This is a genomic window from Rhodococcus erythropolis NBRC 15567 (assembly GCF_001552595.1).
Taxonomy (GTDB): Bacteria; Actinomycetota; Actinomycetes; order Mycobacteriales; family Mycobacteriaceae; genus Rhodococcus_F; species Rhodococcus_F erythropolis.
In genome coordinates this window covers 34357-47971 of the sequence record NZ_BCRM01000010.1, presented here as the reverse complement: position 1 = coordinate 47971, position 13615 = coordinate 34357, and the positions used below count along the sequence as shown (strand labels likewise).

17 protein-coding genes are annotated in these 13615 nt (G+C 62.4%); 9 read left to right on the top strand and 8 right to left on the bottom strand.

Annotation, left to right across the window (positions count from 1 at the left end; translation table 11 throughout):
* Positions 1-37 precede the first annotated feature (37 nt).
* From RE4_RS15605 to RE4_RS15585, 5 genes are all read left to right on the top strand, one after another.
* A complete protein-coding gene (locus RE4_RS15605; protein WP_003941590.1) occupies positions 38-1225 on the top strand; it encodes an inorganic phosphate transporter in 1188 nt (395 codons plus the stop codon).
* Between the two features lie 14 nt (positions 1226-1239).
* Positions 1240-1521, top strand: a complete 282-nt coding sequence (locus tag RE4_RS15600; protein ID WP_003941641.1) for a hypothetical protein — start codon at positions 1240-1242, stop codon at positions 1519-1521.
* Between the two features lie 34 nt (positions 1522-1555).
* Complete coding sequence (locus RE4_RS15595) at positions 1556-1882, top strand: DUF3349 domain-containing protein (RefSeq protein WP_020908123.1); 327 nt, start codon at positions 1556-1558, stop codon at positions 1880-1882.
* An 11-nt stretch (positions 1883-1893) separates the two neighbouring features.
* Positions 1894-2205: a DUF3349 domain-containing protein gene (locus tag RE4_RS15590; RefSeq protein ID WP_021344618.1), complete on the top strand. Its 312-nt coding sequence runs from the start codon at positions 1894-1896 to the stop codon at positions 2203-2205.
* 150 nt (positions 2206-2355) lie between these two features.
* Positions 2356-3399 carry an alpha/beta hydrolase gene (locus RE4_RS15585; protein WP_019748933.1) on the top strand — a complete coding sequence of 348 codons (1044 nt, stop codon included), beginning with the start codon at positions 2356-2358 and terminating at the stop codon, positions 3397-3399.
* Between the two features lie 72 nt (positions 3400-3471).
* Here the strand turns inward: RE4_RS15585 and RE4_RS15580 are convergent, their stop codons facing one another.
* On the bottom strand, positions 3472-3864 hold the full coding sequence (locus RE4_RS15580) for a VOC family protein (RefSeq protein ID WP_019748934.1): 393 nt from the start codon (positions 3862-3864) through the stop codon (positions 3472-3474).
* 56 nt (positions 3865-3920) lie between these two features.
* Between RE4_RS15580 and RE4_RS15575 the strand changes: the two genes are divergently transcribed.
* Positions 3921-4700, top strand: a complete 780-nt coding sequence (locus RE4_RS15575) for a helix-turn-helix domain-containing protein (RefSeq protein WP_238076760.1) — start codon at positions 3921-3923, stop codon at positions 4698-4700.
* Between the two features lie 2 nt (positions 4701-4702).
* Positions 4703-5053, top strand: coding sequence for an inorganic pyrophosphatase (locus RE4_RS15570; RefSeq protein WP_060938887.1), 351 nt, complete (start codon positions 4703-4705; stop codon positions 5051-5053).
* Here the strand turns inward: RE4_RS15570 and RE4_RS15565 are convergent.
* From RE4_RS15565 to RE4_RS15555, 3 genes are read right to left on the bottom strand one after another with little or no spacing between them, the layout of a single operon-like run.
* On the bottom strand, positions 5046-6155 hold the full coding sequence (locus RE4_RS15565; protein ID WP_020908129.1) for an LLM class flavin-dependent oxidoreductase: 1110 nt from the start codon (positions 6153-6155) through the stop codon (positions 5046-5048). The two genes, RE4_RS15570 and RE4_RS15565, sit on opposite strands and share 8 nt — an antisense overlap.
* On the bottom strand, positions 6155-7000 hold the full coding sequence (gene thiM / locus RE4_RS15560) for a hydroxyethylthiazole kinase (RefSeq protein WP_046378725.1): 846 nt from the start codon (positions 6998-7000) through the stop codon (positions 6155-6157). The genes RE4_RS15565 and thiM overlap by 1 nt, the downstream gene beginning before the upstream one ends.
* 43 nt (positions 7001-7043) lie before the next feature.
* The gene (locus tag RE4_RS15555; RefSeq protein ID WP_081098372.1) at positions 7044-7964 is read right to left on the bottom strand and encodes a sulfurtransferase; all 921 of its coding nucleotides are present in this window, start codon (positions 7962-7964) and stop codon (positions 7044-7046) included.
* A 128-nt stretch (positions 7965-8092) separates the two neighbouring features.
* Here RE4_RS15555 and RE4_RS15550 point away from each other — a divergent pair, with 128 nt between their 5' ends.
* Entirely contained in the window at positions 8093-8779 is a 687-nt protein-coding gene (locus RE4_RS15550; protein ID WP_060938935.1) for a GntR family transcriptional regulator, read from the top strand.
* A 48-nt stretch (positions 8780-8827) separates the two neighbouring features.
* On the opposite strand, the gene RE4_RS15545 is transcribed toward RE4_RS15550, so the two are convergent.
* The 4 genes from RE4_RS15545 to RE4_RS15530 form a co-directional block, all read right to left on the bottom strand.
* The gene (locus tag RE4_RS15545) at positions 8828-9349 is read right to left on the bottom strand and encodes a hypothetical protein (protein WP_021344626.1); all 522 of its coding nucleotides are present in this window, start codon (positions 9347-9349) and stop codon (positions 8828-8830) included.
* 18 nt (positions 9350-9367) lie between these two features.
* The gene (locus RE4_RS15540; protein ID WP_060938886.1) at positions 9368-10399 is read right to left on the bottom strand and encodes a cupin domain-containing protein; all 1032 of its coding nucleotides are present in this window, start codon (positions 10397-10399) and stop codon (positions 9368-9370) included.
* A 43-nt stretch (positions 10400-10442) separates the two neighbouring features.
* Positions 10443-11264, bottom strand: coding sequence for an alpha/beta fold hydrolase (locus tag RE4_RS15535; RefSeq protein WP_021344628.1), 822 nt, complete (start codon positions 11262-11264; stop codon positions 10443-10445).
* A gap of 189 nt (positions 11265-11453) precedes the next feature.
* Positions 11454-12581, bottom strand: coding sequence for an NDMA-dependent alcohol dehydrogenase (locus RE4_RS15530; protein WP_060938934.1), 1128 nt, complete (start codon positions 12579-12581; stop codon positions 11454-11456).
* A 166-nt stretch (positions 12582-12747) separates the two neighbouring features.
* Between RE4_RS15530 and RE4_RS15525 the strand changes: the two genes are divergently transcribed.
* Positions 12748-13608, top strand: a complete 861-nt coding sequence (locus RE4_RS15525; RefSeq protein WP_029255610.1) for a spermidine synthase — start codon at positions 12748-12750, stop codon at positions 13606-13608.
* Positions 13609-13615: the final 7 nt, after the last annotated feature.

Sequence of the window (13615 nt, the reverse complement as noted above, 5' to 3'; positions counted from 1 at the left end):
CGATTTGTGGCCCGCAGGTGTTGGAACATGACTTCTCGTGAATGCGGAACTCATCGTTCTCCTCGTCGTCGTCGTAACCGCTCTGGGGTTCGACTTCACCAACGGTTTTCATGACACTGGCAACGCTATGGCCACGTCGATTGCAACCGGCGCCCTCAAGCCCAAGGTGGCAGTCGCTCTGTCTGCTTCCTTGAACCTGGTTGGAGCTTTCCTCTCGGTAGAGGTTGCTGCCACCGTGGCCAAGGGCGTGGTGAACCTCGGAAATGTGGGTGGCCAAGCGCTGCTCACCATCGTCTTCGCCGGCCTTGTCGGCGGCATCATCTGGAACCTGGCAACGTGGTTGCTCGGCATCCCCTCGAGTTCCTCACACGCACTGTTCGGCGGCCTGATCGGCGCCGCCATCGCGTCCCTCGGAATGAGCGGTGTCGCCTGGAGCGGCGTGCTCAGCAAGGTTGTCATCCCCGCAGTTCTCGCTCCCGTCGTAGCCGGCTTGGTTGCAGCGGCCGGAACCTGGCTCATCTACCGCATCACCTCCAACGTCGGAGAGGAAACCAAGGACAAGGGTTTCCGACTCGGCCAAATCGGTTCGGCTTCACTCGTTTCCCTCGCCCACGGCACCAACGACGCTCAGAAGACAATGGGCGTCATCTTCCTCGCCTTGGTCGCCCATGGAACCATCTCCGCCGACGCGGACATGCCGTTCTGGGTCAAGCTCACCTGCGCACTCGCGATCGCTGCCGGAACCTACCTCGGCGGGTGGCGAGTCATCCGCACACTCGGCAAGGGCCTGGTCGAGATCGCCGCGCCGCAGGGCATGGCGGCCGAAGCATCTTCTGCTGCCATCATTCTCACCTCCAGCCACCTCGGTCTTCCACTCTCGACCACCCATGTGGCGACGGGTTCCATCATGGGAACCGGTCTGGGACGCAAGGGCGCCGAGGTTCGTTGGGGCGTCGCCGGACGCATGGCGGTCGCCTGGTTGATCACTCTCCCGTCCGCTGCGATCGTCGGCGCTCTGTGCTGGGGACTGGCCAACATCGTCGGCGGCCTGCCCGGTGTCCTGGTCGTCTTCGCTGTGCTCATCGCATTGGCCGGTTGGATGTATCTGCGCTCCCGCAAGGAGCCCATCGATCCGAGCAACGTCAACGCCGAGTGGGACGGCGGCCTGGTGCCTGCAGAGGTCCCCGGTCCGGACGCCCGCGTCACCACCGACGTCAAAGCCTGAAAGAGGGAATCGACATGGATATCTTGAAAAACACCGTCGACTCGCTCTGGCAGGTCGTACTTGTCGGCCTCTTGCTTGGCGCCGGACTTCCGGCGATCTTCGCAATCGGCCTGAAGTCCCTCGATGCCGGGCAACGTGGCAGTGGCGGCGGGAGCACTGCCGTCGCGGCTCGCAGTCCGTTGGCCGTGGCAGGCGCAGTGGTGTGCTTCGCGGTAGTGCTCATCGCAATCGTCACCGGAATCCTCTTCATCATGCAGGGCTTCCTCAGCCACACATTCGGCATCGAGATCTTCTGATCCCTTGCGCCCTCACGAGCGGAAAGACATCACCGTGACTGCACCGACTCCATCCCTTCCTCAGTCCATTCTGGAATGGCTTCGCGCCGGCTACCCCGAAGGCATACCGCCCAAGGACCGCATTCCGCTGGTCGCATTGCTACGACGCAAGCTCTCGGACGCGCAAATTCGAGACATTGCCATCGGCGCTGCACTCGCAGAACTGAGCGACGTCAACAGCGACCAGGTGATCTCGAGCGACGAGATCAGCGCTCAGATCGCCGATCTCACGAGCCAGACTCCCTCGGACGAGGACATCGCGCGCGTTGCCTCCGTCCTGGCCGCCGCCGGGTGGCCCCTCGCTGATCTCGACAACGACTGAAGCTCGATTCGTTGAGTCTTCCACCACTTCTGGCTTCGATACTCGGCTGGCTGCGTGCCGGGTATCCGAACGGCGTGCCGGAGCAGGACTACGTCCCTTTGATGGCCCTGCTCCGGCGACAGCTGTCCGACGACGAGATCGCCGTTCTTGCCGACGATCTCGTCGCCGACTTTCCGGTTCCAGTCGATCCGATCGACATCGGCGTCCTCATCACCAAGGTCACCGACGATATTCCGCACGAATCGGACGTCGCCCGGGTACGTGAACACCTGATTCGTGGAGGGTGGCAAATCGACGCGCAACCTCCGGTCGACGACGCATGACGGCACTACCTGAATCAGACCAGTTTGATAACGAAACGGTAACGGAGCCGTCGACGTCAATACAGACCACTTAGTGTCATCAGGAATTCCGTGCCTCGGGGGGCTCGGTCGGATTTCGGTGTGCAAGCACCTTTGGGGCGGGAGTAATACATGCACGAGGCTCACACAGATTTGGCGAAGAACCCAGATATTTCGAACCCGGATATTTCGAGAAACCGCATTTCGAAACGAATCAAGCGTCGGATCCTCGGCCTCGCCGCGACAGCACTCGCACTCCCCCTGACCGCAGGCCTGATCAGCGGATCAGTAGCGACCGCAGCGCCCGCGCGCACCGCCCCGGCCGGTGGATACGAGGAAGTGTTCGTCGACTCCTCGATGGGGCCGATCAAGGTTCAGATCCAGTGGGCTTCGCGCGGCGGCAACGCGGCGCTCTATCTTCTCGACGGTCTACGAGCACGCGACGACCGAAACGCATGGAGTTTCGAGACCAACGCTCTCGAGCAGTATCGCGGCGACAACGTCACCCTGGTCATGCCGGTCGGCGGGCAGTCCAGCTTTTACTCGGACTGGTATGCGAACAGCAATTTGAATCGCCAGCCGGTCACGTACAAATGGGAAACCTTCCTCACCCAGGAACTTCCCGCATATCTGGAATCGCGCGGCGTCTCCCGAACCAACAACGGTGTGCTCGGATTGTCCATGGGTGGCAGCGCGGCACTGACGCTCGCCGCCTATCACCGCGATCAGTTCAAGTTCGCCGGATCGCTCTCGGGATACCTCAACATCTCAGCTCCCGGCATGCGTGAAGCAATCCGCGTGGCCATGGTCAGCGCAGGGTCCTTCAATGTCGATGCCATGTGGGGACCGCCATGGAACCCCGCTTGGCTCCGCAACGACCCCTTCGTGTTTGCACCCGAGCTGGCTGGGCTCTCTCTGTACATCTCCGCCGCGAGCGGCCTACCCGGGCAGTTCGATCAACCGCGTCGTCCCGTCGACTTCGTGAATACCGGTAGCGCCATCGGCCTCGAAGCCCTTGCCCTGATGAACTCACGGGCATTCCAGCTGCGCATGAACTCCCTGGGAATTCCGGCAACGTACAGCTTCCCCGCCAACGGCACTCACTCGTGGCCGTACTGGGGCGCGGAACTGTGGAAGGCCCGAGGCCAGATCCTCGACACCCTCAACGCTTGGTGAACTGACAACGACTCGATCACCGACAATCGCAGGCCCCGACCGAATTTCGGTCGGGGCCTGCGTCGTTCGAAATCAGAGCGCGGCAAAGAGATCCACGGTATTGCCATCGGGATCGAGAAGAACGGCGTAGCGCTGGCCCCACACGGCATCAAATGGCTCTTTGTGTCCGGGGAAGTCGGCTGTGATGCGCTGATACGCCTCGTCGACTGCAGCGGGTGTCCCGAAATCGAAGGCCAAAGCGACGGGGTGTCGACCTTCCCCGACAACGAAGTCAGGATCGAAGCTCGCGATGGTGGACAGCGCGTCCCAGGCCAGCCGAAGCCCACTGTCGAAAGTGAACTCCACGTGTGGAGCGTCAGCGGGTGTTTCCGGAATGTCGAGCCCGAGGGTTCGGTAGAACGCGAGGGAACGCGCGAGATCGTTGGTGACGATTCCGACGAGATCGAGTCTCGGAGAGACGGACACGGTATTTCTCCTGTTTCGGGTCGAGAAGTGATCGGCGAGTGTGTGACGATGATCTGATGACCGGCACTGACACCCTCGCTCTTGACGGTAGTCGGACGGTAGCGTCGAGTCTTGAACAAAACGGCCACACCTATGTCGAGACTCGGATCACCGGTTCGGCCGGCCTCTTCAGTTGCGCGTGGAAAAGCACTACTGACCCCCATGCGCCCACAGAAGCAAAGCGGATTCTTCCCGATCTCTGCGCAGACTTCATCGTCGACAGCACCGGAAAGTCGTGGCTCGTCGGACCCGCAACCGGTGCCGATCTGGTTTCGGTCGCCGCCGGTACAACCATGTGGGGCATCCGGATCAATCCGCCGGCTCTGCGGAGCCTGCTCGGCACAGCGGCCGACGCGGTGCAGGATTCGAAGATCGCCTTCGACGACATCCTCACTTCCAGACAAGCGCGGGTACTTGCCGACGCCCTTAGCCACGAGGCAGTCGACGCTCACCTACTGGGCCAGTTGTGGCGCGGACTGGAACCCGACCACGGAATCGAGCGTGGTTACTCCGCGCTCATCTGCTCCCCTTCGACTCCGATACGAGAGATCGCCGCAGACCTCGGTGTTTCCGAACGTCATTTTCGACGCTCGATCACGTCGTCGATCGGGCTGTCCCCCAAAATGATTCAGAAAGTGCAACGTATCCAGGACGTGTTGACTCTCAGCCGCGATGCAAATCTCACGCTGTCGTCGCTGGCCGGTCGCGCCGGCTACGCCGACCAAGCCCACCTCGCGCGCGATACGCGAGCGCTGACAGGCCTGACACCGACTCAGCTACTGCGCGAGCAGCGATAACGATGAGCGAAGACCTGTTCTCCGCCCTCGATCACCTGGCTGCCACGTCAACTGTCGTGATCGATCGCCCCCGAGGGTCGGCACACCCGCGTTACCCCGCTGCGATTTATCCGCTCGATTACGGCTATCTCGACGGGACCGTCAGCGCGGACGGCGACGGGATCGATCTGTTCCGAGGCTCGGCCGTCGGCAACGGCGTTGTTGCCGTGGCCGTTATTGCCGACATCGACAAGAAGGACGTGGAAGTCAAGATCCTTCTCGGATGCACTGCCGATGAAATCGGCACTGCCGCAGCATTTCTCCGCGACGCTTTGGGTCTCGGTACCACTGTCTTGCGGCGCGAAGTCAGCTGAGTTCGTCGAATCGCGGAACAAGATGCTCTGCAACCCACTTCGCTTCCTCGATCAGCGGCCAACCTGCCAGGATCAGTGCAGTCAAACCGGTTCGGCCGCGAAGCGTGCGTACCGAGTCCGTGATCGAATCCGGATCGCCGACGTAGTACACCGCCGATGACCCGGTGCCGAAGATGTCGAGAGGCGACCACGCTGTGATACCCGCGTACAGCCCGTCACCGACGTACAACTCCTCCGGTTCCGGAAGTCGGCCGGAAGCAATCTTGTCCGCCCAGCCCTGCCGCTGTGCGTCGCGAGCGGTGAAAGTCTTGAGGTCTTGCTTCCCCTGAGTACGACGACGCACTGCGTTGTCCAAGACATGAGCGATCTGCTCGACGCCCGTCTTCTCGAACAACGAACGGAACCGGTCGTGCGCCTGCGCCTTGGTGGGGCGAACGATCACCCCGGTCAGCGCACCGAAGTCGGTGAACTCGCGCCCGGCTGCCTCCGCCGCCGCCCGTGCGGCAGAGAATTTGTCTTCGATGAACGAAGTCTCGCGCAACATCGCCAGATAGGTGTCGAGCACCTTGCCTGAATTCGCCAGGCCTGCAGGCGAATCACCGGTACCCCACAGCGGAACCTGATGCCCAGCGGGCGCATCGATACGCAGTGGTGTGTTGGGAAAGTTCGACTCCGTGCCTTCGGCGTAGATGCGGCGGAAGTCCGCCCAGTACTGCTCCCCCAACTCGTAACGCTCGTCGTGGGGCACGTTCATGTCGTACTTGGTCAGGATGTTTTCGCGTCCGTTGACCGAGTTGATCAACAGTCGGCCACCGCTGAAGGCGTCGAAAGTCAATGCCTTCTCCGCCAGCAGTCGCGCCGGCGTCATGTTCGCGTAGACGGCGACAAGGAACTTCATGCGCGTGGTGTGCGCTGCCGCCCACGTCGCCGAAATGAACGGATCGTTCGGCCAGGTGGCAACAAGCGCACCTTCGAATCCGCCGTCGTCGATGGTCTTCGCGAGCTCGATCTGCCTGGCCCCGTCCACGGGGAACAGCCCACCGGGGCTCCACGGGTAGTCCCCGTCGGCCTGGGTGAGATACCAAAATGTCTTGACGCCCATCAGTTCTGCACTCCAGCCGGCAGGTCGAACGATTCGATTCGGGCACGTGAGCGGATGGTGTCCGCATTCACGGTGTAGAGCGCGTCGAGGTACGCGACCGCGAAAGAACCAGGACCTGAGGCATTTTCCTCGGCGATCTCCGATGCCACGGCAACGTGCGTATGCGCGGCAACCAATCCGTCCAGCGCGGTCGGCGTAACGGCGAGGTAGGCAGCGACCAGGCCTCCCAGAGAGCAACCGGTACTGGTCACGCGCGGCAACAGAGCGCTGCCACCGGAGACTCGGATGCCCCGAACGTCGCCGCCACCATCGCGGCCGACGATGTAGTCGACCGGGCCTGATGCCGACACGGCATCCGCATGCTTCAGAAGTGACAGAGCGGCGGGCACTGCGTCGGCGGAGTCGGAGGCACTGTCGACGCCGCGGGTGTCACCGCCGAGTCCGGCCAGAGCGATGATCTCCGATGCGTTCCCGCGGATGGCGCTGGGGTGAAAGCGCAGCAGATCCACAGCGATACCGCTCCGCCAGGGTAGTCCGCCTACACCGACTGGATCCAAAACCCATGGCGTACCCGCAGTTCGGGCCGCTTCGGCGGCTATCAGGAAGGCTTCGGCTGTCCCGTCGTCCGGCGTTCCGAGGTTGACGAGCACTCCCCCGGCAACGGCAGCGAACCCACCCGCTTCATGAACATTGTCGATGTGAGCGTTGCTTGCGCCGGCAGCGAGCAGAACATTGGTCAAGAAGTTCGCCGAAACGATGTTCGTCAGCGACTGGACGAGCGGTACCTGATCGCGGAGTGCGTCGATCGCCGACGCGACGGTTTCGACAGAGACAGTGTCAGACATGAGAATTCCTTCAGGACGGGAGGTATTTGGGGACTGCGGCGATTCAGGACCGCGGACATCGCACATCCGGATTCGCGCCACCGGGCTCACTGCCGACAACCATCGGCAAAACCGGATCTGCAGTCCATTCCTCTAACGAACCGTCGTAGACTTTGACGTCCGCGTAGCCGCTGCGGATCAGCGCAAGTGCGGTCAAACACGCCGAAACTCCGCCACCGCAATAGATCACGACAGGGCCGGTGGCGGTTGGTAGAACGTCGGCCGATTTCGACAAAACTTCTTCGACCGGAAGCATCCGGGAGTCGGAGTCGAGAAGACTCTTCGCGGACAGATTCACGCTTGACGGAATGTGTCCGCGTCGCGAGTATCGCGTCTTCTCGGTTCCCTCGTACTGCTCAGGCGCGAGAGCGCACACCAGCGTTCCGGCTTCGCGTCCGCTGGACAGCGACGCAACGCGAGGTAAATCGACCCACAGACCCAGATCCGTCACGCTCCAACGCGTCGACGCCGACGTGTGGGTTTCGTCGTCGCCGCTCGCGAGCGCGAAGCCGCGTCGAGTCCATTCGGCGAGGCCACCGTCGAGAACTCTTGCTTCGATGCCGGCGTTGCGAAACACCCACCAGAGCCGTGATGCCCAGGTGGTCGATCCCTGGTCGTAGATCACGATTGTCGCGCCCGGCTCGATACCACTGGAGTGGAGATCGGAAACCAACTGCTCCGTTGACGGGCGTGTGAAATGCAGCGCCGCTTCCCTTTCGGAGAAGACGTCCATGAGGTCGACATGTCGCGAACCCGGGATGTGCGAGGAGACCCAGCCGCCGTACCCGGATTCCGGGCGGTAGTCGCCGTCAAATCGCGCGGGAGGAAAATGAACCGTCGCGTCGAGCACGGCGACGCCTCCCTCACGCAGCATCGCGTCGAGTTCAACGGCACTCACCAGCGGCGACGCGGTCTCTCCAGCCACTTCGGACCCTCTCCCTCGGAAACGAACAAGCACGAACCTAAATGAGTACTAGCGTATACGCAAGTACTCACTCGTCGTCGATGGCATAATCGAACGCGCTCTACTTGCATGCACAGGAATGGGGACACATGGATCTCGACGCCGATACGAGCACCACCGATCTGCTGGTGCCGGAGGCTGCGCTCGGCCGGTCCGATCAGACCTCGCGGCAGTACCTGCGCCTGCGAGCCGACATCCTGGCAGGCAAGTTCCCCCAGGGCGCTCCGCTGCACGAGACTCAATTGTGCGAATCGTACGGCGCATCCCGCACCCCGATCCGGGAAGCACTCAACTGGCTCGCACACGACGGACTACTCGAACGAGCCGCTCGCGGTTTTCGTGTCCGTTCCGGCACACCCGAGGACGTCATCGAGATCTACGCGGCGCGGGTAGCCCTCGAATCGGAAGCGGCAGGCGCCGCGGCACTACGCCACAGCGATCTCGACCTTGCTCGCCTGGACGGATTACACGAGTTCTGCTGCACTGCAACCGAAGGCACCAAGGCGCGTTCCGGGAACTTCAAGTTTCACGAGGCCCTCTGGCAGGCCGCCCACAATTCCACGATCACCTCACTGCTGATCCGCCTCACCACCCAATTGCGAATCTACGACAGCGGCCCGCCGTCGAACTACGGCGAACCGGACCTGCTCAATTCGGAACATCAAGAGATCCTGAACGCCATCCGCGCCAGGGACGAATCGTCCGCGCGTGGCCACATGCGCAACCATCTCGAGCGCAGTCGCGACCAGCGGATAAGGATGTTCGCCAGCCGCTGACTTCAGACAGCCCCGAGTTCTGCACACTGACGCCTACGCCGCCGTCAGTCAGGCGGGGAGCGTGCCGATCTCGACGTCGTACACGCTCTCGGCCGGGCTCGACATCACTCGGTCCGCCATCTCCTGTTTGAGCACTGTCAGCCGTGACTCGTCTTCGGCTGTCCGGTCAGTCTGGCGGGAGAGAGTGATCAACTCGTCGACGACAAATCCCTCCCGAACAGTCAGCGTGGCGCTCGCGCCGCGATAGCCGACCCGAAAGACATACAGTGCGAGCGTATTTCCTCGTTCAGGCCGGGCCAGGGAACTGTCGACGGTGTACCGCCCTTCGGTCACTGCGCGCGTGACCAACTCGAACGCGTCGCGCACTCCTGGTCCGCCGTGTGCAGTGGTGACGACCAACTCGCGACGCTCGACGGAGCCTTCCCCGCCGAGCACACCGAGTGCGCGCTCGAGGACTTTGTAGGCATGCGCCACGCCTCCCGGTGCCTGCGGCCCGTGATAGCGCAGAGCATCGTCGTACGTGAAGTCGAGCGTCGTACCGTGATCGGTCACGATCAGCGAGTCGGTCATGATGGGCGTCCTTGCCGGTCAGTGCTGGCGGTCGATCGGATTGTTACGCGAGACAATGAGCGGATCGACCGGCGTGAAAGGAAATTGCGGCAGATCGCGTTCCGGAACACCGAACGAGGCCGAGAGAACGCCGCGCGAGAACGCGGAAGCCGTTGCACGGTAGCCTATGTCGCCCGGCGTCGGCTGGTCGAAGAAGATGAGGAAGTTGATGTCCTCGTCACCTAAAACCTCGATGTGATGGGGATAGGCACGCGGAACGAAATACACCTGACCGGGCTCCAGTAGGTAGGTGTCGAGCGAACCGTCCGGATCGAGGACCGTCATCCGCCCGTGACCACGATGCACGTATCCCATTTCGGCAGTGACGGGATGCCAGTGTGGCTCACGCATTCCACTCTCGCGAATAGTCAACGAGTACATCGAAAGATCCTCCAGCGCCGCCCAATACTGCTTGCGCGCCACTTTCGCCTGTCCGTACGGGTATGCGAGAGGCGCGATCTGGCCGTCGAGATCGAAGAGATGCGCGTTGGGAAAGCCGGCGGTATCGGGAACGACGGCGGCGCCGTCCCGCCGAACTATCTGGGACGCATCGGCCCTACCGAAGACGTCGAATGCTGACGCGGCGAGGTCGTAGGTATTGCCGAGCACCGCGTTCGACATTGCGCTGACGCTACTCTGCAACGAAAAGTGCTGCGGGAGTGAAGTACGCAGGGCAGCGATGATCTCCGCCTCCGCCCCTCCGACATTCTCGATGTGATAAATCGCGCCGGATTCGACGTGATACATCTGCCCCGTTCGCACCACGAAACTGGCGAATTCGTCGGCATTGCCCAACATCGAGACGAGCACGGTTCCGCTGGTGACGTAGGCGATCTGGTTCGCGTTGACGTTCCATTGTGGTTCGCGGATCGCGCCGGGGCCGAGAACAATTCGTTTGATCGACAGACCGGACAGGATCGGCAACGAACTCGTGTCGAGTTGCGGGATCGATCCGAGTTCGTTCTCGAAGACACTGGGACCATCGCGCAGCGAGGCAACGTGTGTGGACATGGCCTTTGATCCTTTCGACTCTTATCCTTCCGAATCGCTGACGTCAGTCCTCGATGAAGGCAAGGATGTCCCGGTCCAGGGTCTGCTGATACGAGCCGTAAATTCCGTGCGGTGCGCCCGGATATACCTTCAGCGTGCCCTTCTTCACCAGCTTGATCGCCTTCTCCGCCGCTGCGCCGATCGGCACGATCTGATCGTCGTCGCCCTGAGCGATGAGGAACGGAACGTCGATGGCTTCGAGATCGGAGGTCTGATCGGTCTCCGAGAATGCCTTGACGCAGTCGTAGGCCGCGGCGAGGTTGACCAACATCCCCTGTCGCCAGAAGTCGTCCTTCGCCCCTTGCGAGACGTCGGACCCTTCGCGGTTCGCGCCGTAGAAGCTCTCGCTGAGATCCTTGTAGAACTGCGATCGATCTCGCAGAACTCCCTCACGAATGCCGTCGAACACCTCGATCGGTGTGCCTTCGGGGTTGCCGTCCGACTTGACCATGATCGGCGGAACGGCGCCGGCGGTGATCACCTTGTCCACGCGCCCCCTGCCGTGCTGCGCCGCGTAGCGGACCACTTCCCCGCCGCCGGTCGAATGGCCTACCACGATCAGGTCTTTCAGGTCGAGCGTGTCGATCAGCTCAGCCAGGTCCTTGGCATATGTATCCATGTCGTTGCCGGTGTACGTCTTCGACGAGCGACCGTGCCCTCGACGATCGTGCGCGATGGTCCGGTATCCGGCGTCGGCGAACAGCTTCATCTCGACCTGCCACGCGTCAGAACTCAGCGGCCACCCGTGGCTGAGGACGATCGGCCGGCCGACGCCGTGCTCGGTGTAGTAGATCTCGGTTCCGTCGGAAGTGGTGATGTAGGGCATGTTCTGCTCTTCTCTGTCGAGTCGTGGACTGAGGTCTGGACGCGGCGCCCGGTTTCCTCACTCTGCGAGTGCCCACTACGGGGGCAGTCGACTCATCGATCGACAGAAATCTGCATGGGGGCAGAAGACTCCGGCCCGACACCACGAAGTGTGGTGTCGGGCCGGACCCTTCAGTCAGAGGGGGAACGATCAGTAATCGTCCTCCGTGTAGACGATCATTCCGCGCAGGTTCTTTCCCTCGAGCATGTCGGCGTAACCCTCGTTGATCTCCTCGAGCTTGTAGGTCTTGGTCACCAACTCGTCGAGTTTGAGTGCGCCGCTTCGGTAGTGATCGAGCAACTTGGGAATCTGGGACCGTGGTCCTACCCCGCCGAAGATGGCTCCCTGCAAACGCTTCTGTAGAAGGGTCAGCTCGAAGAGGCTGAGCGTCACCTGCGAATCCGCGTAGTGCCCCATTCCGACGACCACGACCTGCCCGCCCTTGCCCGTCGCGCTGAGCGCGGGCTGAATGATGTCGCCGTGAATCTCGCCCACGGTGATCACGGTGACGTCGGCCATCTTGCCCCAGGTGATCTCGCCGATCACCGGTAGCGCTTCCTCGAGGGAGGCAAACGTGTGTGTGGCGCCGAATTCCTTTGCCTTGTCGCGCTTGAACTCGACGGGATCGATCGCGATCACAAATCGTGCTCCGGCTGACGCCGCACCCTGCACCGAGTTGATTCCGACGCCGCCGACGCCGACGACCACCACCGTGTCACCGACCTTGGCTCCACCGATCGCGGTGGCCGATCCCCAACCGGTGGCAACACCGCAGCCGAGCAAGGCCGCCTTGTCGAGCGGGATGTCCTTCTCGATCTTGATCACCGACGCCTCGTTGACGGTCACGTACGGCGAAAATGTTCCGAGCAGGCACATCTGGATGACCGGCTCGTCGTTGAGGGTGACGCGGTACGTCTTGTCGGAGATCGCCTGCCCGGTCAACAGGCCGGCTCCCTCGTCGCAGATGTTCTGCAGACCCTTCGCGCAAGACGGACAACGTCCGCACGCCGGGATGAAGGCGAGAACCACGTGGTCGCCTTCTTCGACGCTCGCGACACCCGGGCCGACCTTCGTCACCACTCCGGCGCCTTCGTGCCCGCCCAAGGCCGGGTAGGAGGGCAGCGGGCTGGCGCCCGTACGCAAATGTTCGTCCGAATGGCACAGCCCCGATGCGGCGAGTCGGACCTGTACCTCACCCGAGACCGGGTCCCCCAGCTCGACCTCTTCGATCTCCCATGCCTGACCTGGCGCCTTGACTACCGCTGCCTTGACCTTCACCTGCACTCCTCGAAATTCTTCGTGATGCACGGACGACGAAAGAACGCGCCGGCATTTGTGTCGCCGATCACACTCCACCTACGAGTGTGCCTGAAACTACTCGAGAATACCGCCGGTCCGTGCGCCTTTTTGGTACTCGGCGTTACCGGAAACGCGCACGGCTAGTATCAACACAGTGGCCAAGGGAACTCGCAAGACAAGAACTCGCAGCGGTACTCCCGAGCGAGGCGAGTCCGGTCCCGTCGCCGGTACTTTTCCGATCGATACCGGGACGTGCGAACTTGTCCGCGACCAGTACTCCGACGACAGCTGGATCATCCAGATCAACGGAGTGCCCAGTTCCCACGTGAACGTCGCAGATCCGACGGTGCTCGATTTCGAGTACATGCGGTGGATCGCGCATCTGGTCGATTCCGAACGTGACAAGACCGAGCGTCTGCGGGTTCTGCATCTCGGCGGCGGAGCCTGCTCCATGGCCAGGTACTTCGCCGCCACTTACCCCGACGCGCGTCAGGTGGTTGTCGAAATCGACGGCGCCCTGGCCGAACTGGTGCGCGATTGGTTCGACCTACCGCGCGCACCGCTGCTGCGCATTCGTGTCGGTGAAGCCCGCGCCGTCACCGAAACTCTCACCGAGTCCACCCGAGACGTCGTGATTCGAGATGTCTTTGCCGGCAACACAACTCCGACTCCGCTGACAACAGCGCAATTCACCACCCACGTACGACGCGTGCTGGCACCGGGCGGTATCTACATCGTCAACTGCGGCGACACCCCGGATCTTCAGGGCGCGCGCAGTGAAGCCGCAACGATCGGTGCGCAGTTCGAACACATGGCGATCATCGCCGATCCCGCGATGCTCAAGGGCCGTCGCTACGGCAACATGATCATCGCGGGCAGCGACGTACCGATCGGCGGGCAACCCGCGCTCGCGCGCGAGCTACTCGGCGGCGGCGTGCCCGCCCACGTGTGGCAGGACGCCGAAGTCCGCAAGTTCGCCGCGAACGCGCCGGTTCGGCAGGACTGAGCGAAAA

Coding starts and splice junctions, on each gene's coding strand:
- RE4_RS15600 (WP_003941641.1), top strand. CDS start 1,240: ATGGATATCTTGAAAAACACCGTCGACTCGCTCTGGCAGGTCGTACTT.
- RE4_RS15585 (WP_019748933.1), top strand. CDS start 2,356: ATGCACGAGGCTCACACAGATTTGGCGAAGAACCCAGATATTTCGAAC.
- RE4_RS15575 (WP_238076760.1), top strand. CDS start 3,921: ATGACCGGCACTGACACCCTCGCTCTTGACGGTAGTCGGACGGTAGCG.
- RE4_RS15570 (WP_060938887.1), top strand. CDS start 4,703: ATGAGCGAAGACCTGTTCTCCGCCCTCGATCACCTGGCTGCCACGTCA.
- RE4_RS15565 (WP_020908129.1), bottom strand. CDS start 6,155: ATGGGCGTCAAGACATTTTGGTATCTCACCCAGGCCGACGGGGACTAC.
- thiM (WP_046378725.1), bottom strand. CDS start 7,000: ATGTCTGACACTGTCTCTGTCGAAACCGTCGCGTCGGCGATCGACGCA.
- RE4_RS15550 (WP_060938935.1), top strand. CDS start 8,093: ATGGATCTCGACGCCGATACGAGCACCACCGATCTGCTGGTGCCGGAG.
- RE4_RS15545 (WP_021344626.1), bottom strand. CDS start 9,349: ATGACCGACTCGCTGATCGTGACCGATCACGGTACGACGCTCGACTTC.
- RE4_RS15540 (WP_060938886.1), bottom strand. CDS start 10,399: ATGTCCACACACGTTGCCTCGCTGCGCGATGGTCCCAGTGTCTTCGAG.
- RE4_RS15535 (WP_021344628.1), bottom strand. CDS start 11,264: ATGCCCTACATCACCACTTCCGACGGAACCGAGATCTACTACACCGAG.